The 25,024-nt window shown below is 34.4% G+C and carries 32 protein-coding genes; 24 read left to right on the plus strand and 8 right to left on the minus strand.

Going from position 1 to position 25,024, the window contains the following annotated elements:
* Positions 1–284: 284 nt before the first annotated feature.
* Positions 285–860 carry a Crp/Fnr family transcriptional regulator gene (locus ODR02_RS08660; RefSeq protein WP_309512145.1) on the minus strand — a complete coding sequence of 192 codons (576 nt, stop codon included), beginning with the start codon at positions 858–860 and terminating at the stop codon, positions 285–287.
* 371 nt (positions 861–1,231) lie between these two features.
* Entirely contained in the window at positions 1,232–1,867 is a 636-nt protein-coding gene (locus ODR02_RS08665; RefSeq protein WP_309512146.1) for a cysteine hydrolase family protein, read from the minus strand.
* Between the two features lie 375 nt (positions 1,868–2,242).
* Here ODR02_RS08665 and ODR02_RS08670 point away from each other — a divergent pair, with 375 nt between their 5' ends.
* The 4 genes from ODR02_RS08670 to ODR02_RS08685 all read left to right on the plus strand — a co-directional run bounded on the left by ODR02_RS08670 (position 2,243) and on the right by ODR02_RS08685 (position 7,857).
* Positions 2,243–4,810 carry an FtsK/SpoIIIE family DNA translocase gene (locus ODR02_RS08670; protein ID WP_309512147.1) on the plus strand — a complete coding sequence of 856 codons (2,568 nt, stop codon included), beginning with the start codon at positions 2,243–2,245 and terminating at the stop codon, positions 4,808–4,810.
* 64 nt (positions 4,811–4,874) lie between these two features.
* Positions 4,875–5,522, plus strand: a complete 648-nt coding sequence (locus ODR02_RS08675) for a LolA family protein (protein WP_309512148.1) — start codon at positions 4,875–4,877, stop codon at positions 5,520–5,522.
* A gap of 110 nt (positions 5,523–5,632) precedes the next feature.
* Positions 5,633–7,090, plus strand: coding sequence for an LptF/LptG family permease (locus ODR02_RS08680; RefSeq protein ID WP_105682515.1), 1,458 nt, complete (start codon positions 5,633–5,635; stop codon positions 7,088–7,090).
* Between the two features lie 122 nt (positions 7,091–7,212).
* Positions 7,213–7,857 (plus strand): hypothetical protein, encoded by a 645-nt coding sequence (locus tag ODR02_RS08685; protein WP_309512149.1) that lies wholly within the window; start codon positions 7,213–7,215, stop codon positions 7,855–7,857.
* 43 nt (positions 7,858–7,900) lie between these two features.
* Here ODR02_RS08685 and ODR02_RS08690 read toward each other — a convergent pair whose 3' ends face one another.
* The 5 genes from ODR02_RS08690 to ODR02_RS08710 all read right to left on the minus strand — a co-directional run bounded on the left by ODR02_RS08690 (position 7,901) and on the right by ODR02_RS08710 (position 12,714).
* Entirely contained in the window at positions 7,901–8,962 is a 1,062-nt protein-coding gene (locus ODR02_RS08690; RefSeq protein WP_209784637.1) for a 3-oxoacyl-ACP synthase III family protein, read from the minus strand.
* 195 nt (positions 8,963–9,157) lie between these two features.
* Positions 9,158–9,712: a ribosome recycling factor gene (gene frr / locus ODR02_RS08695; RefSeq protein ID WP_209784638.1), complete on the minus strand. Its 555-nt coding sequence runs from the start codon at positions 9,710–9,712 to the stop codon at positions 9,158–9,160.
* A 354-nt stretch (positions 9,713–10,066) separates the two neighbouring features.
* Entirely contained in the window at positions 10,067–10,852 is a 786-nt protein-coding gene (locus tag ODR02_RS08700; protein ID WP_309512150.1) for a hypothetical protein, read from the minus strand.
* 166 nt (positions 10,853–11,018) lie between these two features.
* Positions 11,019–11,771 (minus strand): hypothetical protein, encoded by a 753-nt coding sequence (locus ODR02_RS08705; protein WP_309512151.1) that lies wholly within the window; start codon positions 11,769–11,771, stop codon positions 11,019–11,021.
* Positions 11,772–12,177: 406 nt separating this feature from the next.
* On the minus strand, positions 12,178–12,714 hold the full coding sequence (locus tag ODR02_RS08710; protein WP_309512152.1) for a DUF4468 domain-containing protein: 537 nt from the start codon (positions 12,712–12,714) through the stop codon (positions 12,178–12,180).
* A gap of 220 nt (positions 12,715–12,934) precedes the next feature.
* On the opposite strand from ODR02_RS08710, the gene ODR02_RS08715 reads away from it, so the two are divergent.
* Together ODR02_RS08715 and ODR02_RS08720 are read left to right on the plus strand one after the other, a co-directional pair.
* The gene (locus ODR02_RS08715) at positions 12,935–13,228 is read left to right on the plus strand and encodes a hypothetical protein (protein ID WP_309512153.1); all 294 of its coding nucleotides are present in this window, start codon (positions 12,935–12,937) and stop codon (positions 13,226–13,228) included.
* Entirely contained in the window at positions 13,188–13,697 is a 510-nt protein-coding gene (locus ODR02_RS08720; protein ID WP_309512154.1) for a hypothetical protein, read from the plus strand. Before ODR02_RS08715 ends, ODR02_RS08720 begins: the two co-directional genes overlap by 41 nt.
* A 224-nt stretch (positions 13,698–13,921) precedes the next feature.
* On the opposite strand, the gene ODR02_RS08725 is transcribed toward ODR02_RS08720, so the two are convergent.
* Positions 13,922–14,356, minus strand: coding sequence for a hypothetical protein (locus tag ODR02_RS08725; protein WP_309512155.1), 435 nt, complete (start codon positions 14,354–14,356; stop codon positions 13,922–13,924).
* A gap of 160 nt (positions 14,357–14,516) precedes the next feature.
* On the opposite strand from ODR02_RS08725, the gene ODR02_RS08730 reads away from it, so the two are divergent.
* The 18 genes from ODR02_RS08730 to ODR02_RS08815 all read left to right on the plus strand — a co-directional run bounded on the left by ODR02_RS08730 (position 14,517) and on the right by ODR02_RS08815 (position 24,935).
* The gene (locus tag ODR02_RS08730) at positions 14,517–14,789 is read left to right on the plus strand and encodes a hypothetical protein (protein ID WP_309512156.1); all 273 of its coding nucleotides are present in this window, start codon (positions 14,517–14,519) and stop codon (positions 14,787–14,789) included.
* Positions 14,790–14,810: 21 nt separating this feature from the next.
* A complete protein-coding gene (locus ODR02_RS08735; RefSeq protein ID WP_309512157.1) occupies positions 14,811–15,131 on the plus strand; it encodes a hypothetical protein in 321 nt (106 codons plus the stop codon).
* Positions 15,132–15,697: 566 nt separating this feature from the next.
* A complete protein-coding gene (locus ODR02_RS08740; protein WP_309512158.1) occupies positions 15,698–15,859 on the plus strand; it encodes a hypothetical protein in 162 nt (53 codons plus the stop codon).
* Between the two features lie 11 nt (positions 15,860–15,870).
* On the plus strand, positions 15,871–16,458 hold the full coding sequence (locus ODR02_RS08745; protein WP_309512159.1) for a Rad52/Rad22 family DNA repair protein: 588 nt from the start codon (positions 15,871–15,873) through the stop codon (positions 16,456–16,458).
* Positions 16,455–18,584 carry a DNA translocase FtsK gene (locus ODR02_RS08750; RefSeq protein ID WP_309512160.1) on the plus strand — a complete coding sequence of 710 codons (2,130 nt, stop codon included), beginning with the start codon at positions 16,455–16,457 and terminating at the stop codon, positions 18,582–18,584. The genes ODR02_RS08745 and ODR02_RS08750 overlap by 4 nt, the downstream gene beginning before the upstream one ends.
* An 11-nt stretch (positions 18,585–18,595) precedes the next feature.
* Positions 18,596–18,802, plus strand: coding sequence for a hypothetical protein (locus tag ODR02_RS08755; RefSeq protein WP_309512161.1), 207 nt, complete (start codon positions 18,596–18,598; stop codon positions 18,800–18,802).
* 201 nt (positions 18,803–19,003) lie between these two features.
* Entirely contained in the window at positions 19,004–19,459 is a 456-nt protein-coding gene (locus ODR02_RS08760) for a hypothetical protein (RefSeq protein ID WP_309512162.1), read from the plus strand.
* 1 nt (position 19,460) lies between these two features.
* Positions 19,461–19,790, plus strand: coding sequence for a hypothetical protein (locus ODR02_RS08765; RefSeq protein ID WP_309512163.1), 330 nt, complete (start codon positions 19,461–19,463; stop codon positions 19,788–19,790).
* 920 nt (positions 19,791–20,710) lie between these two features.
* Positions 20,711–21,661: a hypothetical protein gene (locus tag ODR02_RS08770; RefSeq protein WP_309512164.1), complete on the plus strand. Its 951-nt coding sequence runs from the start codon at positions 20,711–20,713 to the stop codon at positions 21,659–21,661.
* 6 nt (positions 21,662–21,667) lie between these two features.
* Positions 21,668–22,093, plus strand: coding sequence for a hypothetical protein (locus ODR02_RS08775; RefSeq protein WP_309512165.1), 426 nt, complete (start codon positions 21,668–21,670; stop codon positions 22,091–22,093).
* 4 nt (positions 22,094–22,097) lie between these two features.
* Positions 22,098–22,415 carry a hypothetical protein gene (locus tag ODR02_RS08780; protein ID WP_309512166.1) on the plus strand — a complete coding sequence of 106 codons (318 nt, stop codon included), beginning with the start codon at positions 22,098–22,100 and terminating at the stop codon, positions 22,413–22,415.
* Positions 22,408–22,695: a hypothetical protein gene (locus ODR02_RS08785; RefSeq protein ID WP_309512167.1), complete on the plus strand. Its 288-nt coding sequence runs from the start codon at positions 22,408–22,410 to the stop codon at positions 22,693–22,695. The genes ODR02_RS08780 and ODR02_RS08785 overlap by 8 nt, the downstream gene beginning before the upstream one ends.
* Positions 22,696–22,809: 114 nt before the next feature.
* Positions 22,810–23,172, plus strand: a complete 363-nt coding sequence (locus ODR02_RS08790) for a hypothetical protein (RefSeq protein ID WP_309512168.1) — start codon at positions 22,810–22,812, stop codon at positions 23,170–23,172.
* Positions 23,173–23,174: 2 nt separating this feature from the next.
* On the plus strand, positions 23,175–23,351 hold the full coding sequence (locus tag ODR02_RS08795; protein ID WP_309512169.1) for a hypothetical protein: 177 nt from the start codon (positions 23,175–23,177) through the stop codon (positions 23,349–23,351).
* Between the two features lie 2 nt (positions 23,352–23,353).
* Positions 23,354–23,623, plus strand: a complete 270-nt coding sequence (locus tag ODR02_RS08800) for a hypothetical protein (RefSeq protein ID WP_309512170.1) — start codon at positions 23,354–23,356, stop codon at positions 23,621–23,623.
* The gene (locus ODR02_RS08805) at positions 23,620–24,222 is read left to right on the plus strand and encodes a DNA cytosine methyltransferase (protein ID WP_309512171.1); all 603 of its coding nucleotides are present in this window, start codon (positions 23,620–23,622) and stop codon (positions 24,220–24,222) included. Before ODR02_RS08800 ends, ODR02_RS08805 begins: the two co-directional genes overlap by 4 nt.
* Before the next feature lie 88 nt (positions 24,223–24,310).
* The gene (locus ODR02_RS08810; protein WP_309512172.1) at positions 24,311–24,493 is read left to right on the plus strand and encodes a hypothetical protein; all 183 of its coding nucleotides are present in this window, start codon (positions 24,311–24,313) and stop codon (positions 24,491–24,493) included.
* A gap of 16 nt (positions 24,494–24,509) precedes the next feature.
* Positions 24,510–24,935: a hypothetical protein gene (locus ODR02_RS08815; RefSeq protein ID WP_309512173.1), complete on the plus strand. Its 426-nt coding sequence runs from the start codon at positions 24,510–24,512 to the stop codon at positions 24,933–24,935.
* Positions 24,936–25,024: the final 89 nt, after the last annotated feature.

The following is a 25,024-nucleotide window of genomic DNA, read 5'->3' on the forward strand; positions in this document are numbered from 1 at the left end:
ACTTGACATGCAAAAATAAGCATGATAAACTACAAAGAGCTTAAAAAAAGCTGTTTTTTATCACTTTGGCCTCGGTTTTGCTTATTTTGAAACATTCTTAATAAGCCTGAAAACATTGGGAAAAATTCAATTCCGGAAATCAACTGAATACAGATTTATAATACCTATCTCAATGATTGAAGACTTCTATTCAAAAATAGAACAATAACGACTAATCATCTGATTATCAAACAACAAATGTCAATTGTGTTTTTTCAGAAAAAGAAAAGACAATAAAACAATTTCTACAATGGTACTTTTTTTCTGATTTTGCTTAAAAATTCATGAGTAATTCCCAGATAAGAAGCAACCTGCTGCTGGGTAAGCTTCTGTTCGAGTCCCGGATATTTTTCAAGGAATTCAAGATACCGTTTATCTGCTGTTTTGCCAGTTAATGAAAGAATTCTTCTTTGCAGGGCTACCGAAGATTTTTGATTCATGATCCTGAAAAGCTTTTCTATCTGTGGCATTGTTTCGTACAGATATTCTTTATCTTTTTTAGCAATCATCAAAACTTCACTGTCTTCCAGGGCTTCAATATTCAAAATGCTCGGAACATTATTGATAAGGCTGTCTATATCGGTAATCCACCAGCCTTCCACAGCAAAATATAAAGTCTGCTCAAATCCTTTTTCATTCAGGTAATAGATTTTGAAACAACCATTCAGAACAAATCCTTCGAAGAGGCAGCAATCTCCTTCTTTGAGAACAACTTCTTTCTTTTTAAACTTTTTGTATTCAAATGGCTTTACAAACTGTTTAAAATCCTCTTCCGAAAGGTTGATATATTGACTGATATTTTTAAGAAGTAAATCGGACATTATTTTGTTTAAGTCAAATAAAGGTATCAAAATTATTGACACCTTTATAAAATTAAGTTATGTTAAGTTATTGTTGTACTAAGCAGTAGAGCTCCAATTTTTATTGGGTAAACGCAAAGGCGCAAAAAGCTCATAATACATTGTAATTATCTTTTAGGCGCAAGAAAATCGAAGATTTTCAGCAAGTTGAACTGTTTTAAATTTTATCGGAGATAAAATCTTTGCGACCTAAAAACCGCTTATATTTCAAAAAAAATCTTTGCGTCTTTGCGTTTTTAATATTTTATTTTCTCACAGATTGAGCTGATTTTTCAAATGATTACCTATAAGATTATCAAAAAATCTTTGTGCCTTTCCATTTCCCCGATAGCTTATTTTAAAAGTTCATGAGTATTTATGACCCGTGCATAAAGATTTCCAAGAGCAGATACTCCGGCCAAAGTAGCCCTTTGTACTTCTGCCGCCTTCACCACTTCCCCATTCAACTCCCGGTTTCTGGTTGCTGTTGCATCTCCGATAATTGTATTCGTAAACCCAAAATCAAAAGCAGCTCTGGTAGTTGCCTCTACACAAACATCCGTCATCATCCCTGTGATCACCAGATTTTTGATTTCCTTTGACCGAAGATAATCCATCAGATCCGTTTCTCTGAAGCTGTTGGGGAAATGTTTAATAATTATTTTTTCATCTTCGCGAGGTAAAACCCTAGGATTGATTTTAGCACCCTCCGTATCCGGAAGAAAAAAAGTAGCTCCATCATTGGTAGAAATATGCTGAATATGAATAACAGGAAGATTATTTTTCCTGAAATACTCTAAAACTTTCCGGGTGTTTTCTCCAGCATGTTCGGCATTTTCCAACATCATTTTTCCTCCCGGGAAATAATCGTTTTGTACATCGATAATTAATAGTGCTGTGTTTTCCATTTTTTGTTTTTGTGCGTTCATTGTAATCAGTGAAATTATTATCAGACCTAGAGTCAGAATAGTTTTGAATGTATTTTTCATGTCTCAAATTTTATAGGTCAAAATTACACAGGCTTCTCCTCCTGACCTTTGAACTAGTTCAAAAAAACACCACTGATATATTATAATATCCATCAAATTTTGAATATTGCTACTTTTTTTCATTTACATCAATTTAAATAAGAAATTTTATTATCTTTTTTAAAGAATATAAATATTAATCCGTTAATATAATTTAACGGTATCAGATTTGGATAAGCAAAAAAAATAGCCTTATTTTATTGTACTGTAAAAGAAAATATTTTTAAGGGGAAAAATTTAAATAACCTTTATAAAAGCGGGATTACCAAAATGTTTTTTGGATAAAAAAGATTCATTTAGTGTTGAATAAAACATTAAATTTGCGACATTGATATTATGGATAAAAAGACACAAAAAAAACCGACTGAATCGCCTGAAAAAGGCAGAATCTTATCTAAGCCACGTATTTTTTTCGGGCTTACTTTTATACTTTTATCGGCTGTTCTTGCATTCTCATTCGTCTCTTATCTGATGAACTGGAAGGCAGATCAAAGCCAGGCTGGAACGATGCTTGACAAGAGTATAAAATCTTCAAATATCTTTGGCAAGGTAGGTGATTGGCTTGGGAATATTTTTATTTTTGAAAGTATTGGGATTGCTTCATTTATCATCGCTTTTTTACTTCTTGTTGTGGGTACACTGATCCTGAAAAAGAAGATCTTTAAGCCCTGGAAAACTATTGGTCATTCTTTATTTTTTATCTGCTGGCTTCCTATCTTTATGGGAGCACTTACTAAAGGACAAGGGGTTTTAGGAGGTGTGTACGGATATCAGATCATGGATTACCTTAACTCTATTATTGGAACGGTAGGTTTGTGGACCGTTCTCGTGGCCAGTATCCTTTTATATTTTATTCTTGAATTTAATCTTCGTCCAAGCTCTATCAAAGCAAAACTGGATAAGATCAATGAAAATACTATTGGAAAAGTAAAATCTATGATGCCGGACTCTAATGATGATTTCGAGGCCGATGAGGAATTGAAAGAAGAAGCAGAGGAAACAGCATCCAGAGTTACAGTAACTGATGTTACAAACCACTCTGCCAATAATCCGATTAATACAATGAAAGAACCAGAACCGGTAAGCACTCCGAAAGGATTTCCTGAAGTTCCGGTTTCAAGCGAGATAGAAACGATTACTACTCCCAACCATACTTCTTTTGAAGCAGAACCGAGGGATGTTTCCCAACCGGTAAGTTTAAACCTTTCTGCAAAACCCATTGTTCCGGTTTCCAGTCCGGAGGAAGCATTTGACATCAGACCATCTGCTCCGTCTCCAGTGGCAACTCCCGCACCTGCACAGGAAAACATTAAATTCAATGTAGAAGTAGCTCAGGTAATTGATGTTTTGGACGATTCTGATAAAAAGTCTCAGGAACTTGTAGAAAAGCACGGATTGTATGACCATAAGCTTGATCTGCCCAATTTCCAGATGCCGCCTGTAGAATTACTGAAAGATTATGGAAATGAAGAAATTTCTATCAATAAGGAAGAATTAGAAGAAAATAAAAATAAGATTGTTGGACTTCTTAAGAATTTCAACGTTGGAATTGCAGAGATCAAGGCAACAATTGGTCCTACTGTTACGCTGTACGAAATTGTTCCTGAAGCAGGAATCAGAGTAGCAGCCATAAAAAAACTACAGGATGATATCGCACTGAACCTTTCTGCATTAGGGATCAGAATTATTGCTCCAATGCCTGGAAAAGGAACTATCGGTATTGAAGTGCCAAGAAAAAATCCTACCATGGTTTCCATGCGTTCTGTGATTGCTTCTCAGAAATTCCAGAATACGGATATGGATCTTCCGGTAGTTTTCGGAAAGACTATTTCCAACGAAATCTTCATGGCCGATCTTTCAAAAATGCCTCACTTATTGATGGCGGGAGCTACAGGTCAGGGGAAATCTGTGGGTATTAATGCAATTCTTACCTCTCTACTTTACAAAAAACACCCAAGCGAACTGAAGTTCGTCATGGTAGATCCTAAGAAAGTGGAACTTTCATTATACTCAAAAATTGAAAGACACTATCTGGCAAAATTACCGGATGCTGAAGAAGCAATCATTACGGATACCAATAAAGTAATCAATACACTGAACTCTCTTTGTATTGAAATGGATACACGATATGATCTTCTTAAAAATGCTTTCTGTAAAAACTTAAAAGAATACAATAAGAAATTTACCGAGAGAAAATTAAATCCTGAAAACGGTCACCGTTACTTACCTTATATTGTATTGGTAGTAGATGAGTTTGCAGATTTGATCATGACCGCAGGAAAAGAAGTTGAATTACCCATTGCCAGACTTGCTCAGCTTGCAAGAGCCGTAGGGATTCACCTTATTGTTGCCACACAAAGACCATCCGTGAACGTAATTACGGGTATGATCAAGGCCAACTTCCCGGCGAGAGCTGCCTTCAGGGTAATTTCCAGTGTAGACTCCAGAACCATTCTAGATTCGCCAGGTGCAGATCAGCTGATTGGTAAAGGGGATATGCTTTATTTCAACGGAAACGAGATCTTAAGACTTCAGTGTGCTTTCGTAGATACTCCGGAAGTGGAAAGACTGGCAGAATTTATCGGAGAGCAGAAAGGCTATGCTTCAGCGTTATTGCTTCCTGAATATGTTTCCGAAGACTCTACAAGTACAGTAGGTACTTTTGACCCGAACGAAAAGGATGCTTTATTTGAAGAAGCAGCAAGGATCATCGTTTCTACACAGCAGGGATCTACATCGATGCTTCAGAGACAATTGAAACTGGGATATAACAGAGCCGGAAGAATTATGGATCAGCTTGAAGCAAGTGGTATTGTAGGAGGTTTCAACGGAGCTAAGGCAAGAGAAGTTCTGATCAGTGACCTTCATTCTTTGGAACAGTTTTTGGAAGATCTGCGTAATTAAAGGAAAAAATTGAATGATTTAACCTTTCAAAATTAAAAATGTCTAAAGATTATTAAATAAAAAAATGAAAAATATTATTTCAAAAGTTATATTAGGAAGTTTTGTTGTAAGTGCAGTAGGTATGGCGAACGCTCAGAAGATTGATGCTAAAGCTAAAAAGATATTGGATGATATTACAGCCAACTACAATTCTAAAAAGAATTCTTACTTCAAATTTTCTTTTGGAAGCGGTCTTAACGGGCAGGTGGCAAAAACAGAACCTGGTATTTATTATGTTGCCGGAGAAAAATACAAACTGAAGATCATGGATACAGAACAGATCTTCGACGGAAACAAAATTTATAATATCAATGCGGATGATATGGAAGTAACCATTGCAAAACCTAACGGAAACAGCACCATGTTCTCCCCTATCAACTACCTGACGACCTATAGAAACGATTATAATGTAACCTACAACGGTAAGAAAATGGTCAATGGAGTTAATTCCGATTTTATTAAACTGACTCCGGTAAAAGCAAACGGAATAAAGTATGTATACCTTTTTGTAGACTCTGCGAAAAAACAAATGGTAAAACTTGAACAGCATGGCAACAACAAAGATGTTGCGGTAATCGCTATTAAAGAATACAAAGAAAACCAGGAGTTGGATCCTAATATGTTTATTTTCGACAAAAATAAGTTCAAAAACTACATCATTACAGAACTTTAAAAAGCTGAAAGTGAATTCGCAACCACGCAAATTTCCTTTTTAAGTTAAAAAAATAACAAAATATAAAAAGCCACAAGTAAACTTTGTGGCTTTTTGATTAATTTTGGCGCATGTTAAAAATACTAGACCGATATATCATAAAAACCTTCTTTGGACCGTTTTTCTTTATATTCAGCGTATTGTTTTTCATTTTTATTGTAAACATTATCTGGGTTCAGTTAGGACAATTTATGGGAAAAGGATTAAGCTACTGGCAAATCCTTAAACTACTCTTTTATCTGGGGGTAAACGTAATCAGTATGGTTCTTCCCCTTACGATCCTTCTGGCGAGCATTATGTCATTCGGTGAATTTGGAGAACGTTATGAGCTTGCAGCAATGAAAGCCGCGGGAATTCCTCTGACCCGAGTAATGATTCCCCTTCTTGGAATTTCAACGGCACTTGCCATCATGTTGTTTTTCTTCTCCAATAATATTATCCCGGATTTTCAGAAAAAGGCAAAAAACATGCTTTTCAATATTGCCCAGACAAAACCGGCCATCAACTTTACTCCCGGACAGTTTATTGATCAGATTCCCGGGTATATGGTGAAGTTTGACAAAATATACGGAGAAAACGGAGAGAATATTGAAGGTGTTTTTGTGCATAAGAAAGCAAACGCTTACGAAAATCAGCAATCTGTGGTAGCAGAAAAAGGAAAATTTGTTCCGGCTGCCAACAAGAACTTCCTAAAGCTTGTCCTTTATAACGGATATGTTTTTGAAGATGCTTTTGCCGGAAAAGGTGATAATGTAAGACTAAAACAGCCTGATCAGGCTATTAAATTTGATACATTGGTTTCTCACTTTGACATCAGTGAAATCATCAATAAAGCCATCGAAAAAGAACAGATTACGGATGACTATCGTTTCCAGACCTATAACCAGCTTGACGGAACGATTGCCAAAAACAAGAAAGATAACAAACAGTTCTTTGATAATATCGGGGCGGAAGTTCTTAACCAGACCAATTCTGTCATTACCTATATGGATAAGGGCAACAAGCATAAAGTAGCGCCCAAAACCCAGATCAAACTGGATACCGTGAAAGGAGAAAAAAAGCTGGAAATTATTTACAATTCCTACAGCAGGCTTGATAATCTGAAATCAACACTGGAGTCTAAAAAGAATGAATACAGTTCCAATGTAAAGTACTTCAGTAAAGTGGTGATTTACCAGCAGAGAATTGTGGCCTATTCCGTAACCTGTATTATCTTTTTCCTGATTGGGGCAAGTTTAGGTTCCATTATCAGAAAAGGAGGAATGGGACTTCCGGTCATCATCGCCATTGTTATTTTCATTGTCTTTTATGTCATGAATGTTGGGGTGGAAAATATGTCCTGGAGCGGGAAAATGAACCCTTATCTTGCGGCGTGGCTTCCCAACCTGATCCTTCTGCCTTTTGGAGTCTGGATGACGTATAAAGCCCTTACAGATTCACAGTTATTTGATGCAGAGAAATACAAAGCATTATTCAAACCGATTACGAAAAGGTTTACAAAAAGTAAAGAACATCAGAGATATCAATAAATCTGCTATTGAAATAAAAGAAAGCTCCGGAGAAATTCCGGAGCTTTTTTATACGATTTTATATTGATAATTCATGCTTTTAATTTTTTTGTATTTTTATCAGCCACCAAAGTATCTATCATATGAAAACCTTATTTCTGACAGCAGGTCTGCTTCTTATTGTTTCCTGTAAAAATGAAAAAGAGAAAACTTCTTATAAAGAATCCGTTTCCAGGGATAGTCTTGTGATCAAAAAGGATTCAATGCAGAGCAGCACTGAAGAAGACCCTATTGCTGAGATCAAAAAAGAATATGCTGCCCTTCAGGCTCAGTTGGAAACTAAAAAGCTGAGTTCTTCAAAATTCAATTATGATTGTAATGACGAACCTTCAGGGGAAGTTACTTTCTATTCTGACAAGGATGGAATTAAAGTGATAGAACATTTTTATGCAGAACACAGTCATTTTTCCGGATCTGAAAAGTATTTTATTAAAGATGGAAAGCCATTTTTTATTTTCAGACAAGAGACCGTGTGGAGTTTTGATGGTGGCACTCCTGAAAAACCAGTGACCAAAGATGACATTACAGAAACCCGTATCTACCTTCAGAATAATCAGCCGCTGAAATGTCTTGAAAAGAAATACAGCATAAAATCCGATCAGAAAGAAAAAACAGCTCCTGATACTATTCCGGGAAAAGAAATTCAGTGTAGTGTGGATGAAATCCTTAAGAGCTACCTATCTCTATTAAAACATAAAGACCAGAAAAGCTCCATACAATGTTTATAAAAACAAAAGAGATTGACCTTTGAGCCAATCTCTTTTTTATATTTTAAAACTGATAAACAAAAGCATTAATATTCATTCCTGCTCCTACGGAAGCAAATAAAACCACATCATTTTTGCTGATTTGATGATGTTCCAGCTCATCCTTCAGAATCATTGTCAGCAAAGAAGGAATAGTAGCCACGCTGCTGTTTCCCAGTTTATGAATGACCATAGGCATAATGTTTTCCGGAACCGGTTTTCCATATAATTGATAGAACCTGCTCACGATGGCTTCATCCATTTTTTCGTTCGCCTGATGAATAATAATTTTATTTAACTGATCAATAGAATATCCACTGTTGTCAAGACATTTTTTCATGGCATCGGGAACATTGACAAGGGCAAATTCATATATTTTTCGGCCGTCCATTTTAATGTATCGGGTATCCGGACATCTCTCATTGTTATAAGATTTTCCAAAATACAGATAATCTTTTTCTTCCAATGTATAAGAAGCTGATAAATGGGCTTTAATCCCGGAATCATCATTCTGATTCACTTCCAGAACCGCTGCGCCTGCGCCGTCAGCATAGATCATACTATCTCTGTCATGAATATCCGCCACCCGGGAAAGGGTTTCTGCTCCAATCACCAAACATCGTTTCGCTATACCGGACTTAATAAATGCATGAGCCTGTATTACCCCTTCAATCCATCCCGGACATCCAAAAACAACATCATAGGCAACACAGAAATTATTTCTGATTCCTAATAAATGTTTTACCCTGGCGGCAAGGCTGGGCACCATATCCGACTGAACTGTTCCGAAACGAACATCCCCGAAGTTATGGGCAAATATAATATAATCTAATGTTTCAGGATCTATTCCTGCATTTTCTATTGCTGAACGCGCTGCAATCAATCCCAGATCTGAGGTGACCTGTGTACTGTGCGCATATCTTCTTTCTTCAATGCCTGTAATCTTTTTTAGCTTATCCGTAATGGAGGCATTATCCTCTTTTAACAATATCCCTTCTTCATTAAGAAAAACATGGTTATCAAAAAATAAATTAGTTATTGTTTCCGATGGGATATAATTTCCTACCCCGATAATTTTTGTCATCATTTTAGTATTCGTCTCCTGTTTTTTAATTAGACCTCAGGAATAATTTTATTAAATATAATGAATGAACGTAAATACTTCACAATATAGTATGGAATAAGAATGCATTGCATTATAAAAAGTTAAATAAAATAGCAAAAAAAACAAAAAAAGAGGTCTCCCATTGGAAACCTCTTTAGTATTTTCAACAGCTGGAAATTATACTTTCATAATTTCAGCTTCTTTTGTCTTAAGATGCTCTTCGCAAAGCTTAACGTATTTATCAGTGTAAGTCTGAATTTCTTCTTCTACTCCTTTCAATACATCTTCAGAAACTCCATCCAGCTTTTTAAGTTCTTTCAAACCATCCTGCCTTGCATTTCTTACCGTTACTTTAGTGTTCTCAGATTCTACTTTAGCCTGCTTTGCAAGTTCCTTTCTTCTTTCCTCAGTTAAAGGCGGAACATTAAGGATAATGTTTTCTCCATTGTTAGAAGGTGCAAAACCTAAGTTTGAGTTGATGATCGCCTTTTCAATCGCATTGATTGCAGTTCTGTCCCAAGGTTGAATAGAGATTGTCATTGCATCCGGAACAGAAACATTCGCAACCTGGTTGATAGGAGTCATTGCTCCATAGTATTCTACCATTACATCCTGAACCATTGATGTAGAAGCACGTCCTGCTCTAATTCTTTGAAATGCGTGATCCAGGTGCTTTACCGCTGCATCCATGTCTTGTTTTACAGATTCTAATATAAGATCTAATTCTTCCATTATTATATTAAAGTTTGATAAATTACACATATTTTCATATCCACTGATAATCAAATAGTTAAGTTTTCTAAATAGCCTGTTTTTAAGCTGTTTTTTACTGTTTTTTTACTATTTTTTACTATTCAGTGCTGCAAAAATAATGATTATTTCCATATTTTGGTAAGACTGGCTTCTGTATTTTCATTTGCAAATCCTTTTTTGTTAAAAAACAATACTTAACAAATTAATTATAAATGGTTGTTTTTATTTCACTTTCAAATGCCAAAATCGAAAGCTTCTAGATCTAGGTTTTGTGTTTATGTTGCTTTCTTCTTAGTAAATATTAATGTAGTATTTAATAAAAGTGATTTTACTTTAGGAAATTTTAGAATCTAATCCATCCACCATTCTAAGATACTTTTCACTTTTCCATTTCTTATGACACTCATTTTCCAAAAATTCCAATATATTTATACAGACTTCAAAAGATTTATATAAGTACTTAAAATCACAAGGTAAAGACTCTCCTTCTTTAGCTCTCTGTAATTCTTCACCTACTTTCCCTGTATAAATTTCATTCGCAATCCCTACACCATGTACATAGATATCTCTAGTTGATTTTAATTCAATATAATTTTGATACTGCTTACATTCTTTAAGATCTACTCCTGAAATATTTTTAAACTGTTCTATAAAGTCTCTAGGACTTTTATATGAAATATCATTAATTAATTTTTTGGCAGCATAATGATGTAATTCTTCAAGCGTTTCGACTTGAAAAATTTTGGGAGTTTCAATTTTCACTTTATCTCCAATTTTTTTGGGATACTCTTTTACAATCTCTAATATTACATCAGAAAACATCACCTCCATAATTGTTGTAAGATTAGCTATTCCATCTATGGGAATGCCCACCCGACAATCTTCGTTGATAAAATTTAAATAAGAATTGATATTGCGTTCATTTCGAGACCTCCATACCCCATAATTTTCAGTATATCCTATAGGATAATTGGAAATAATAGTTTTATCGGGGCTCATAAAAATTTTGTCAAAGTAACAATTTAAAGCCTCTTCTATTACATGCATTTTTTCTGCCAAATCTAATATCTTAAAAAGCTGGCTTTGTATTTTTTCAAAAAGTTTGTCTCCAAATTCCATAATTTTTAGTTTTTCTCAAATAAACTAAAGCCTCCTTTAGAGAGACTGTTATATTTCTTGATTATTTATTAGTTATTTAAACAATTTTATTTCTCAACTACTGCAAGAAATCCATTACTCCTCCTATTGCGAGCATTGCTTGTTTCAATATAAAAAGTTAACCAGATTAAGGGGTAGCTTTATTTTTGGAGTTTGATTGTCCAAAGAAATATCCAAGAATAAGTAAGAAAGCGGTTTCTACTATCTTAATTGGTTCTCTACCAATAGCCATCATCCAGATGATGCATACTGTTAGAATGAACAAAAGAAATCCTCCCAAAATAGACGCTATAGATTCTTTACCGAGTATTTTAAGCCAAGTATCGGTTTTCTTATCAAAAAGATCTGCTTTATGTTTTTCAAATTCTATGTCACTTGTAAATTTTGTATTTCCACTAGTAATTTCTAACTGCAATCTTTTTAGCTCTTCTAATTCTTCATTTTTTTGTTTGAGATCTTTTATTTCATTTAAAATATCTCCTTTTACATCACTATCAGGCATTGTATTAACTAGATCCTCAATTGACTTTACTTTTTGTCCCTGTTCAATTTGACGAATTTTATTACTTACAAAATCTAACATTTCAAGCAACTTAGATTCCATATGAAATTTAAAACCAGCAAATTTAGGACGCTCTTGTATGAGTTTAAAATTAACTTCATTCTTATAGTACAATTCATTGTCCGAAAGAAAATCTTTACTCATTATTAGCCGACTTATGAGAAATTTCTTCTCTTTTAGTTGTTCTAAATTTGACGATTCTAGCAACATTAAATCCAAGCCCTTTCTTTGCAAAACGTGATTAAATGTCTCATTTGATAATTTCATGAAATAATCTCTGGCTTCATCGACGGTTTCAAATTGTATAGGTTTTTCCATTTAATTGTATTTTTACTGCAAATATGAAAAGCGCCTCCGATAGAGAGTCGTTCAGTTATAAACGTAGCTTTTTATTTATACTAAATCTTTTCTTCAAAGGTTTTAGAAAAAGACTTTTATAAGAAATTTTTTACTCGTTATTCAGTATTATGGTTAACTTGTTTAATACGGTGGATATGTCGTCATAAGATACATATTTTTGCTGATCAGATGTTAATACTGCACACATGTCTGCCCCGTGAGGGATAATTGCTGTTATTTGATTCACATTGATATACACAAATTCGTGCTCTGCTGAAGTTCTAATTTCTATAAACATAATTATTAATTTTTAGTTTTCTCAAAGATAACAAAAGCCTACAAAAAGAGACCGCCATACTCCATGGTTTGTTTTTACTTATCTTTTCTACCAGTCTTTACTGGATTCGTGTTTCTTGTTCATTGCCTCTTTTAAAGAATTTATAACTTTAGGAACAGTTACGTTGATAAGGTCTTTAATTTCGTTCCACCCAGCTTTTGGTCCATTTTCAGACTTTTTATCCATAGTAATCAAGCCGTATGATGTTATTACACCTTTACCGTCAATTCCACATGGTGTTCCTTCGTGATTGAATGAATTTATAGAATATTTATACCTGCCATCTTTAACATACAGGTTTATTTTATAATTAATATAGCCCTTTGCACAGCTATACCCCAAATAAAATACTTCGGGATCATATCTTATTGTTCCATTCCCCGTTACTTCTCCTGTATCTTTATCATCAATTACAACAGCGTCTTTTTCGCTTTTAAAATTGTTTGCAACCCAAGTCCTAGCTCGATTATACAATTCAACTTTTGATATTGCAGGATCTACACTAACCACTTCTTCATATTTCAATTCCTGCCCAGAGAGATTCGCAATCATAGCGAAAATCAAAATTGTAAAAATCTTTTTCATGCATTAATTTTCGACAAATATAGAAATATTCTAAATACGCATTTTTACGGAAACCCGTATTAATACTGATTGCACAATTAAAATGTTTTGCTATGTAAACTAAATAATTCATTTAAAATTGAAATATATTACTAAATTAGCAATTAGGATATGATAGGAAGTTTTGCAATGCCCTCGGTATTATAATTAGTATTTTTGAATTCACTTTAAATTTTTAACAATGAAAACACTAAAACTAATTATTCTAGGAGTCGCAGCAACAGTACTACTCCATTCATGTTCTAACGACCGAGACGATGAAGCTAGACAAAAAGCCATCGAAGAAGTCAAAAACAGTAACCAAAAAATTAAGTTAAACAAATCGGAATTTCAGAGCCGTAATGGTGAAACACAGACGGCTAATGATACTATTATAATACGTAGCGGAAATAGTATTTTATCTGAAGACCCAATTACAAATTCAGACCCGTTAGATGGAGGAGATCCAACAACTATCACACCACCCAAAAGGTAAGAATAAAATTATCCTTTGGAAAATTATAGGCTCGATATTAGTTATCTTATCGGGCTTTTTGCCGTTCTTAGACAATATTATAGTTTGGTTTAATCCACCTTTTGCAGATTACCAAAATACTATTGGTGGATATTTAAGAAACGATTATTGGTTACTCTCACTTTATTATACAACAGTTTCAGTTATACTAGGACAATTTATGAATGCTTATAAATTGACTTTTTTCTTTCCACTATTTGCATCTATATATTGTTCATCACTGTATCTATTTCAATTTGTGTGGGGTATAAAATTAGAGCCAGAATGGCCGCATAGAATCGGAATGATATTGATGATGATTCCAGGTGCATACATCGTGTACAGACTCGTAGAGCATATAAATAATTTAAAGCTTGAACTTGAAATTCAATATAACACAATAGAACAAGAACGTAATCGCCAACTGAATAAAGATGCAAAAAATAAATAGAGAACAACGCAGACTTATTAGGCAGCTTCATTATAGAAATGAGGAATATTACGATCGTGGCCTAATTGATTATGATGAATACATTGATAATAATTACCTTTTACTAAGGCGAGTAAGATTTTCCAATATAAACGACGAGCAAAAAATAATACTTGCGGAATCGATTTCTTTTAACTACAGTCTGGATAAGTTTAGACTGGGAATAAAAATAGCTCAATTAGGTTTTAATTAATTGAGCTTTTATCTTCTCTTTTTTCTTTATTATCAGCTTTTAATTTAAAATGCCTTAATATTGGCGCTAAAGATATCTCCATAGTTAAAGATAATTCTTCTACAAGATCCTTTAAGTTCTCATTTTCTTCGCGCAGCTCAATATTCTGTTTATGGAGATAATTCAATTTTTCTTCAATTGGAAGCTTTTCAAAAACGTACTTTTTAACATCACCTGAAGATATTACACTCTTTTCCCAGGACTCCCACTCAGGATAAAGATTCTTTATTTTTACTAAAGTTTCTTCAGGTATAGGAATTTTACTAATAGCCTGCGAGAAAGCAGACTCACTCTTATAGCCTATTTTTAACGCAAAATCCTTTTGATTCTCTACCTTCTGCAAAACTTTCAAATGAGAAATAAATCGTTTGATCGAATTCTTATCCATTGTAATAGTAAATTTTCATATTGATTATCAATGATTTATATTTTAAAGATAAAGTTTCTTTATCTTTTTATTGTTTCAAAATAAAGTTTCTTTATCTTTGTAAAACAATTACAACATTAAAGAACTGTAATTGAGTACGAAAATACAAATAAATAAAACAATGATAAGAGTTAAAGAAACTATTTCACCGGTCTTAAGTGAATTTCTCAAAGAATTTACGACAAAAGATGATCGGGCTGATGTAATAAACAATGTTTCTGGTGTTGGTACTTCTACTTTACGAGATTTAGTATACCGAGTAAATCCAGTTACCTATAACAGCCTGCCAGCGTTAAAACTTTTACTACTTAAAGCAAGTGAAAATGCTGACGCTAAAATTAGGCAGGCCAGAAGCTGCAAAAAAGAAGTAAAAAAAGTCATCGACTGTATTTAACTCAAAAAAACTCTCAAAATCATGCAAACAATTATCTCAATACCTCATTTAGAAAATATTGCTTTTCAAAGGCTTGAAAACGAGAACTTCATTACGGGTGAGGTTGATTTCAATCCAGTTTACGGGGTTTACACTGGCTATTTGCAGATAACACCAACTATTTGTATTGATTTCACAGACTCAAAGTTCTGTTTGGCTGAAGAAGGTGAAAAAATAGCTGAAATAAGCCCAGAACTTGAGAGAGCAGTTGAATGCTATTTGATGTACAACTACTCTACTTCTGAAGATGATAGTGAGTATGAGTTTGCAGATATGAGAATTAAAATGACAAAAGAACACTAAAACTGAGACCATGAACAAATACAACTTTAAAAATCGCAATAAGTACATAAAACCAAAATTCGACAAATCTACAATAGTGCCTGACACAGATAAGTCATGTGCAAATTGTATTCAATCAAAAACACACAGTATCGACAAGAAATACGGTGTTTCATATAACTGTGAACTAAAAAAATATATGTTCTTCAGCTATTGGCGACAAACACAAGCCAGAAATTGTGATTCATTTAAATCCGAATAAAACACAATGAAAACAATCTTAAATCTTTTGATAGCCTCATCAATACTTGTTATGATGAATGATTGCGAAGTAAATGCAGGTAGAGCTGCATTAGATTACTCGAATTCAATTTATGGTCTTTCAGGCCTTGTTTTCTTCGGGTTTTTTAGACTGTACTACAAACATTTCATTGAATTTATAACACGACCACAATGAGACTAAAAAACAGATTTAAGAATCGGTTTATATCACATCACAAATACATACAGTGGTTTTCAGCTCATGACTTTAGAACATCAGTTGTTTGCAAACTGGCGAAAATAGAACGGTATAAAAATCACGAACAATGGCAGATCCAAACTACATAGCCGCTAAAACTTTTCTTAATCTTTTACCTGATGCTGTTAAAGTAAAATTATGTAACCAAGTGCTTGCAGGCGTTGAGGATAATAAAAAAACGAAAAAGCAGAGGGTGAAAGATTATACAAAATGGTTAGCGAATAAATAAACATACAACATATGGACAATTCACAATTAAAACTATTACAAAAACCTTTATCCCTTAAATGGCGAGTAAGAAGTGCTTATCCAAATAAGATCAATCCAACCCACGTAATGCTGGTAGGTTATATCGACAGCCGTCAAGTTCAAGATCTTCTTGATGAAGTTGTCGGAGCTGAAAACTGGCAAGACGAATATTTTGAATGTAAAAATAAACAGTTCTGCAGGATCGGTATCAAGATTAATAATGAATGGATTTGGAAAGGTGATTCCGGTGCAGAAACATCAACAGAAGCTGGTAAAGGTGAAACTTCAGATGCATTCAAACGAGCAGCTGTTAAATGGGGAATCAACAGAACAGCTTACAAGGTTGGCGAGGTAAAACTTCCATGTAAAATGTACGAATCCAGACCATATCCTGTAGATGAATCGGGTCGATTCCTGAAGGGTGAAGGACTTTATTCAGAATGCAACAGACTTGGGAAAACTGAAGATTTAGAGATAGAATTTGATCAATCTTTTGAATCAATGGCGCAAATAGCAGAAGCAGCCAAGGCAAATAAAACTTCCAAAAGAATTACTAAACCTAAAGTAATAAAACCATGAGTATCTACAAAGCATTAAGCCCCGAATTACTTGAAGAACATAAGAGTAATTATATTATTTCATCATGGTCTTATTCAAAGGTTGGTCAGTTTGCCAGAAATGAGAAAGCTTTTGAGATGATCTATATTTATGGATATCAATCAAAATCATCAGCAACCACAATTGCTGGTAAAGCATACCATGAGGCACTTAAAGTTTATTTCAAAGCTTTTCAAGAGTATCTAATCTTATCGTTGCCTGAACTTGAACAGACTGCCTTCGATTTTATTGATGAAATTCCTGCCAATGAATGGAAGATTCAAAAAACAACTCCCACAGTTGAAGAAGCTAAATTAAAAGCTACAAAAACAGTAACTGCACTTCTAGGAAATTTTTATCAAGAAAAAAGCTCTTATGAAGATCATATAGCCAAAGTTTTAGATGTAGAAATCTTTATTACAGATTATCTCACAATTAACGGTGTAGACATTCCTATTCCATGCAACATGATGATCGACCTTGTTGTTGAGACCCATGAAGGTACGGTGGTGGTTATAGACCACAAAAGTAAAAATGTGTTTTCAACAGAAGAGGAACTTTCTCTATCAATAGGAAAACAAGCCATCACATATGTAAAAGGCTATGAAGCATTTTCCGGTGTTGTAGTTGATGAAGTTTGGTTTTCGGAGAATAAGTACTCTAAAAACAGCAAAGGAGGAGCACAAATAAACATGTATAGGGTTATACTTGATAATGACACTCGCAAGCTATATGAAGCACTCTTATATGAACCCTTAAAAAGAATGATTGATGCTGTTGCAGATCCGGACTATATATATCTGATCAATGATAATGACAATTTTGTAGACAGAGCTGAGCTATACGAATTCTGGGCAAAAACACTTATAGCAGAAGTTGATGATTTTAATGTTGACGACAGTAAAAAAGAAATTATCCGGAAACGAATGCGAAAAATCAGAGATGCTTCCACCAAATCAATCACTCCAAAAGTTATTAAGCAGTTCAAAAATAATGCTGCCTCATTTATTCAATATGATTTAAATACAACAGACATGGAACCACAAGAAAAAGTAGAACATATTTTAAGAACATTTGGGATTGTAACCCAGGTTGCCCATACTTTCAACGGCTACTCATCAAACACATTCCTTTTAGAAGTTTCCGCCGGAACTAAAATTAGCTCGATTCAAGGTCACAAACTAGATATTGCAAATGCCCTCAACGTTGCTAATGTTAGAATTCCAAAAGACTTGAAAGTTCACGAAGGGAAATCCTATTTGGAGGTTGAAACAGCAAAGAAAAGAGATAAGGATTTACTTTGGAACAAAAAGGAGCTAATCGGTAATAAAATACCACTTGGCAAAGATAATTTCGAAAAGACAATTTACTGGGACTTAGATAATCACTCTACCCCACATGTTTTAATCTGTGGTGCAACCGGTTCCGGAAAATCAGCATCCCTAATTTCTACAATTGAATATGTCAAGCTACTTAAAGATGTTCAAGGCATTACCATTTTAGATCCCAAATATGAATTCTTAAACTATTCTTCAGACAGTAAAAAGGTCAAAGTATATAACGAAATTCTTTGTATTGAAGAAAAGATGGCTCAACTAGTTGACGAAATGAATGCACTGGTTAAAGCTGGTAAAAAAACGCTTAAAGTTATTGTTATTGATGAGTTTGCAGACGCTGTTGCAGCATCAAGAAAAGGAAAAGAATTAGATGTATATGAAAATGTTGTAGTTGGAGTTTACAAGCAATCTACGGCTGAAAAAATGATGGGAGTTCCAGCTCAGAACAAAACTGTAAGACAAAAAACAGGCGAACTAAAAAGCCTTGAGGAAAACTTAAGAATTCTTCTACAAAAAGGAAGATCTGTAGGATATAGAATTATTTCAGCAACTCAGAGAGCCTCTACAAAAGTTATTACCGGAGATGCAAAAGTAAATTACCCAGTTCAGATATGCTTTAGAGTTCCAAAGGAAATAGATAGTCGAGTTGTATTAGATGATGCTGGCGCTGAAACTTTAGCTGGTATGGGCGATGGTTTGATTAAATCTCCTGAATATGCTTATCTTGTAAGATTCCAAGCTTTCTACAAACCACAACCTGTGAATGCTTAATCAAATGCAAAATGGCAATTATCCACCATCCCAACAAAAATCAAAGTCCGAAGGTTTACGACAAAGAAGACCACCACAGATTCTGGCTCTGGTATTTAGAAGTAACTCACAGACAGCTTACGAAATCCGAAATGGAAAGCACACGAAAGAATTTTATATACGACATGGATTACTACCTGTCTCTTCCGAATCCTAGTAAACACATAGAAATACTGTAAGCATGAACATACAGCGACGCATAAAAGATGTTATTAGCCATATTGACTGGCTGCAAGAGGCGGCAAACAAGCATAAAGAAAATGGCAAAAAGCGATGTTTCAATTTGACTTGTGAAGTAATAAAGGAAAACAAGCTCATCCTAAAAGTTCTTAGAGAAGATCTGAAAAAACACAATAAGATATTATCCTCAAAATTTCGACATGAATAGTACCATAAAAATCAAAACAGGTAAATGTCTTGATTGTCCCCCGGAGGCTCCTTACCGTCCCCTTATAGCAAAAAGATGCCAGGCACATTACAAAGCTCATAGAAATCGAGTCAATTCTGAGAAAAAGCCCAAAGAACTCAAAATCAGAAAACCACTTCCAAAGGTATCAAAGAAACGAGCTGTAGAGAATGCAAAATATACCGTGAATAGATTGGAATTTCTGGGTAAACCTGAAAACAGAATATGCCCAGTAACCGGTCAAGAGACAACAGATATCCACCATAAAATGGGTCGCGTAGGCTTTGCAGATCAGTGGGCGAGAATTAATAACGTTCCTCTCCTACTTGACATCAGATTTTGGCTAGCTGTCTCGCGAGATGGCCATAACAAAATTGAGATGAATCCCGAATGGGCCAAAGAAATGGAATATTCACTTAACAGACTTTAATATGAAAAAGTTCAAAAAACGAATAAACATTGAAAATGCCACGAATTTCAAATTAGAGTACTACGAAGGTGGAGGCGAATTAAAGTCCAAAGAATTCAATTCCTACAAAGCAATGGAGCAGTTCCACAATAGACAAACCGATTTTATATATTTAGATTTTCATCGGTACGCTTTCGTAGATGGTAAATGGCATCGCTTTTTGAAATTGCGTTCTCCATTTGTTTTCCAAGAAGAATTGGACTTTATAAATAAAACATTCTCTGAAAAGAATGATTCCAAAAATCTTCAAAAACATGTAATTGAAGATAATCTGCTTCAATATCAGAAATAAGACTAGACCTTGCAACTGGATCCGGCAAAAATTGAATGAATGTGTAAAAGTCCGGATACTCAGAATACCTTACAGGCTTACCGTGCCTGGTAAAAATTACTCTTGAATTTATTAATAACATAAAATGAACGTATATGAATTATCCCGCACGTTTTGGAACTGGGCATTTGAAAATCCAGATTTAGTAAAGCCAAATCATTCTGCCATGTTTTTCTTCGCTATTGAACATTGCAATAGGCTTGGCTGGAAAGAAAAATTTGGATTCCCAACAGCAATGGTAATGGATGCAATTGGTATAAAATCCTACAAAACATTCATTACAACTTTGAATGAATTGGTAGAATGGGGTTTTCTAAAAATGGTTGAAAAATCAAAAAATCAGTACTCAGCAAACATAATTGCTCTGGTATTTTTTACCGAAGCAAATGCCAAAGCACTTACCAAAGCAAGTCAAAAGCACATGCTAAAGCAAGTCAAAAGCACTGACCAAAGCATATGTGAAAGCACATACCAAAGCATTGCTAGTATAGATATACCTATTAACAATAATACTTATTTACCTAATAACAATATTCTTTTAGAAAAAGAATCAAAACAGGAAGAGGTAGAAATTGAGGTTTCTGAAGAATTTTTCCCCGAACCAACCCCAATCCAAGAATTGGTAAAAGAAGCCAAGGAAGTCCTTAAGCAACACACGGAAAAAAAAGGGAAACCGGAACCTCCAGATATAGAAACTTTCACAGAGTTCGCTAAGGAAATATACCAGAATGAGTTAAAACTCGATTTTTCGCTATATGAATTCGCTATACGGGCTAAGTACAACAGTTGGCATGATGCGGGTTGGAAAGACGGCCACAAAAAACCTATTCAAGCGTGGAAAAACAAACTCAGAAATGTAATCCCATTTTTAAAACCAATTTATGGAAAATCAAATAGTAACAACGCAAACAACGGATCTGGTTACAACCGAACAGGTGGAAATAAGATTGATGGGACAACCCAACTGCTTAATGGAGAAATCCGTTATCTCGAAGCTACCTGACATTGTGAAGAAAGAGGTTTTGTATCCATCCGTCAAAGACAAAGTTTTCGGAATGGCAGAGCGGGAGAAAATCAGTAAAAAGCTTATAGCTGCGTTTCAGATGAGCTTTCCAAAACTTGAAGGAATTGTTTATGAAACCGGATTAAACCCAACCGAGGTGGCTATTTCAGAATTTGGAGCTTATCTCAGAACTTTTCCCTACCACCTTACTGGTGAAGAAATTCTCGAAGCCTATAGAATGGCATCTAGAGGTGAGTTGAAAGATTTTTTAGGAAATACAATTGAGCTTTATCCAAATTTAAAGACAGCACAGGCTGGCAAAATTCTAATGGCCTATCAAGATTTCAAATGTGAAAGCCAGCAGCATACTCTTGGAATTCAAAAGTTGAAAAGATTGATCAATCCGGAAACCGAAAGAACTCCGGAGGAAGCTAAGGCTGAAAAGCGTAGAAACTGGGAAGTTTTAACACAATCAGTAAAAGAAAACAAAGCCTGTGATCATGCTTTTTTGTTCTACGATCTGGTTTTGAAAAAAGGAGGATTGAGAAAGTTTATTTCGGATCCGATTGCTCAGAAAATCGTGATCAAGAAGAAAATGTTTTCTATCCTACAGGCTGAACGCGTGAAAACAAAATCAGCAATCTTCAATCAGTTTGAAATAAAACATCTGTCTGAATACTTCAGAGATCCTAAAGAATTCCTGCACAAAGAGGTAAACTTTGCATTTGAACGTCTGCAGGCAATGGCCACCACCCTGGTAAAGAATGATTTAGTATATAATTGGATAAAAAAAGAAATAAGAAAAAACGAAAAGAAAAACCAAAAGTAACCAATCATGAAAACAATAATCTTTAACCTCTTTTTGCTCTTCACTTTATACTCATGCTCTAGTGAAACCGAATACGATGAAATAAGTCCTAATTACCTAATCACGGTTAATTTTAAAACAGGACAAGTAAAGGAAGGCAATTTAGAGCTGAAGCAAGCAGACACCGAGACAACAGATATTTGCTTGAAAATAAAATCTGGGCAACTACTTCCACCTGGTTATTCTTTTAATGTTCTGTGTATGGGTGGTGACGGCAAAGGAAATAATTTCATTTTCCTGCAAATCAGCAATGAGCTTAGTACAAGCTACATTTTGATGACATTCAATGAAGCGACTACCCTAGTTCATTTGATACAAAATTATCACCAGGCAGATTGCTTAAATCGACGGATGCTAGTTGAAATGAATCTGAAAAACAAAATAAAGAATTAAACTAATGAAAGTTAAATACATTAAAGTATCCGTATCTGATATACTTCCAGAAAATGATGGTTTGTATATGACAAACTTAGGGTCGTTAATATACTCAGGCATAGAAAGAAAGTTCTACACTGAAGAATCATTGGAGATAGAAGGAATAGAATGGTTTTTAAAGGAAGTCCCCGACTATGAGGATGAGATGAAGGAGATACTGGAAGAGTGTCAGCTTCAATTGGAACATTTGAATTATCCAGTGCAAAGAGGAACTACAAATTCTGTTCTTTCAAGACTTGGAACTTTACTAACCAAAATAAAAAACAACAATCATGAGTGAATTTAAAGGAACAAAAGGGAATTTATCAATTACAGGAGAAAAGTACTTTGTTATTGATTGTCGTGATAGTGGGACAGTTAAAACCATTGCAACGGTAAATACTACATCAATACCTATAGAGGAGGCAAAAGGTAATGCTACTATATTCATTAAATCTTACGCAATGTTAGAGATATTGAAAGAAGTAGAGAGATCATACTTAATGTATGCAGGAAACATTCCTTATCAATTATTTGAAAGGATTGAAAATATTATCAAAGTAGCCACAGAGCTTAAATAAACGGTCCTCCTTCCGTATTCTAAAGGGGAAAACAACAACAATTTAAAGTGCAAAAACAGTTGATGTAAAAGCGTCAAAGCACCCTACTTATGTCAAATTTAAAAAAATATAACAATGGAAAATACATTAGAAAATAAAGCAAAGTTCTTCCGTATTCATTGGAATAAGGATGTCTATAACATAAAGCCAGCTTGGTTATATATGAATCCAATTTCATCGATTACGGATGAAGATTTACACTTTGTAGCTGAACTATTTGGATATACTAAAATCTATAAAGAAAATATTCAAAATGCTTACTACAGAGCCCGGCAAATTATAGACAGTATTGAATATCATCCTGACTCACATTGTGACCTTATCAAGTTTTTACATCTTTTTGATTATCTACGTTCAAAAGGTTACGCACTACCATGGATGGGATTATCAGTTGAAAAAATGATTGAATACGGATGGATTAAACTTAAAGAAAACTAGCCATGAGTCACCAAGAAAAAAAGATAAAAATATCCGCTTTTGAATATGCAATTCTAAGCGTTGCACACCCAGAAGGCCTTAAAGATTTCAAAAAAGAAACTGAATCTGAAAGACTTGAAAAAAGAAAGGAAAAACTTACAGAGGTCTCATCCCGATTAAGAATAAAAACCACTGAATAAAAATGGAAAAGCACCAAGAGAAACAAGAGATCTTTGATCAGTATGCACAATCGCATGGTTATCAAAAATGGGAGGATCTGGTAATGTTTAGCGGGTTTACTTTCTCCGCAAGATTAGCGTTAATAACACATATGTACGCTGCCTGTGATCTCGTACAGGAGGAACAGCAGAAACGTATTGCGGAGAAAGAAGAAACAATTTCCGGTGACGACTTTTATTTCAGTGGAGTTTCGGTAGAAAAAATCATTAACCCCGAAAACAAAATATCATGAATATACTAAACCTATGTGCAGGTGTTGGCGGTAATGCAAAAAAATGGGCAGGACACGAAGTCACCGCTGTAGAAAATGAACCTAAAATAGCAGATGTGTATCAAAAAGTAAATCCTAACCACAAAATAATTGTTTCTGATGCTTATGAGTACCTTAAAGAAAACTACGAAAAATTTGATTTTGTTTGGATTTCTCCTCCATGCCAGAAGCACTCAAGGATGATGAAAGCAACCAGGCATAAAGTCGCGGATTACCCGGATTTCAAACTTTACGAAGTTATTGTATTTCTCCAGCATTTTTTCAAAGGTAAATGGGTGGTTGAAAATGTGGTTCCATACTATGAGCCTTTAATAGTTCCAACAAAAAAAATAGGCCGTCATCTTTTTTGGTCAAACTTTGAAATTAAAGCTGAAGAAGTAAAGCAACCTAAGGGCTTTATAACTAAAGCAAATTTGCAAGGGAAAAAAGAAATGATGGATTGGTTGGGTATTCACTTTGACGAAGTTATCTATTACAAAAAAAATCATTGCCCGGTTCAGATATTACGTAATTGTGTGCATCCGGATTTAGGAAAACAAATACTTGATTGCGCAGTATGAAAGCACTAGAAGAACTAACCCGGGAGAAACGAAAAAAAAGTAACGTATTCCTGCCGTCGGGGAAACGATAACCTTTAAAAATTTAACTATGGCTGACAAAAATAAAATAACCCTTGTTTTAACAAAAATAGAATTATTAGCCTTGACGGATATTTTAGACTCTTTTTCTGCTTTGACAGATAGCATTGATGATGACGGAGTTTCCAAAAAAGATTTAAAAAAGATAGACAAGATGTTGCTTAAAAACGGATGGAAAAGAGAATACAGTTAACCAATAAAAAAATACAATGAATAAAGACGAACTTTTAAAAATTTACTCAGCTTATCTGCAGTTTGACGTAACAGTAAGAACAGCACTTAATACTGATTTTATATTAAAAGGAATTTCTTTCCGGGGATCTCTGCAGGATAAGTTCGGAATAGACTTTACTAATATACAACGAGGAAGGTTACACCTGTGGGATCTATCCTATCTAACAAAAGAGATAGAACATGATGGAGAAAGGTTTGTGCCGATTAGGAAGATTTACGAATTAAACGGATGGGAATGGGATGATGAGGAGGTAAATGAAATTGATGAAATAGGAATATGTTCTGATCTAAATCTTCTTACTTATGCCACTGCTCAGATATTATTATCATGGCACTTCAATATTTTTTCACTCCCAGAATCCGAATACATCAACAAAGCAACTTTAACAACCAATAAATAAATTATAAAATGGAAAAACCCAAGGCTATTACCTGGAAAGAATTAAAAGAATTTGTGAATTCAATTCCAGAAGAACAATTAAAAAAATAA

Source organism: Chryseobacterium sp. CFS2, assembly GCF_036543225.1.
GTDB classification, from domain to species: domain Bacteria; phylum Bacteroidota; class Bacteroidia; order Flavobacteriales; family Weeksellaceae; genus Chryseobacterium; species Chryseobacterium culicis_A.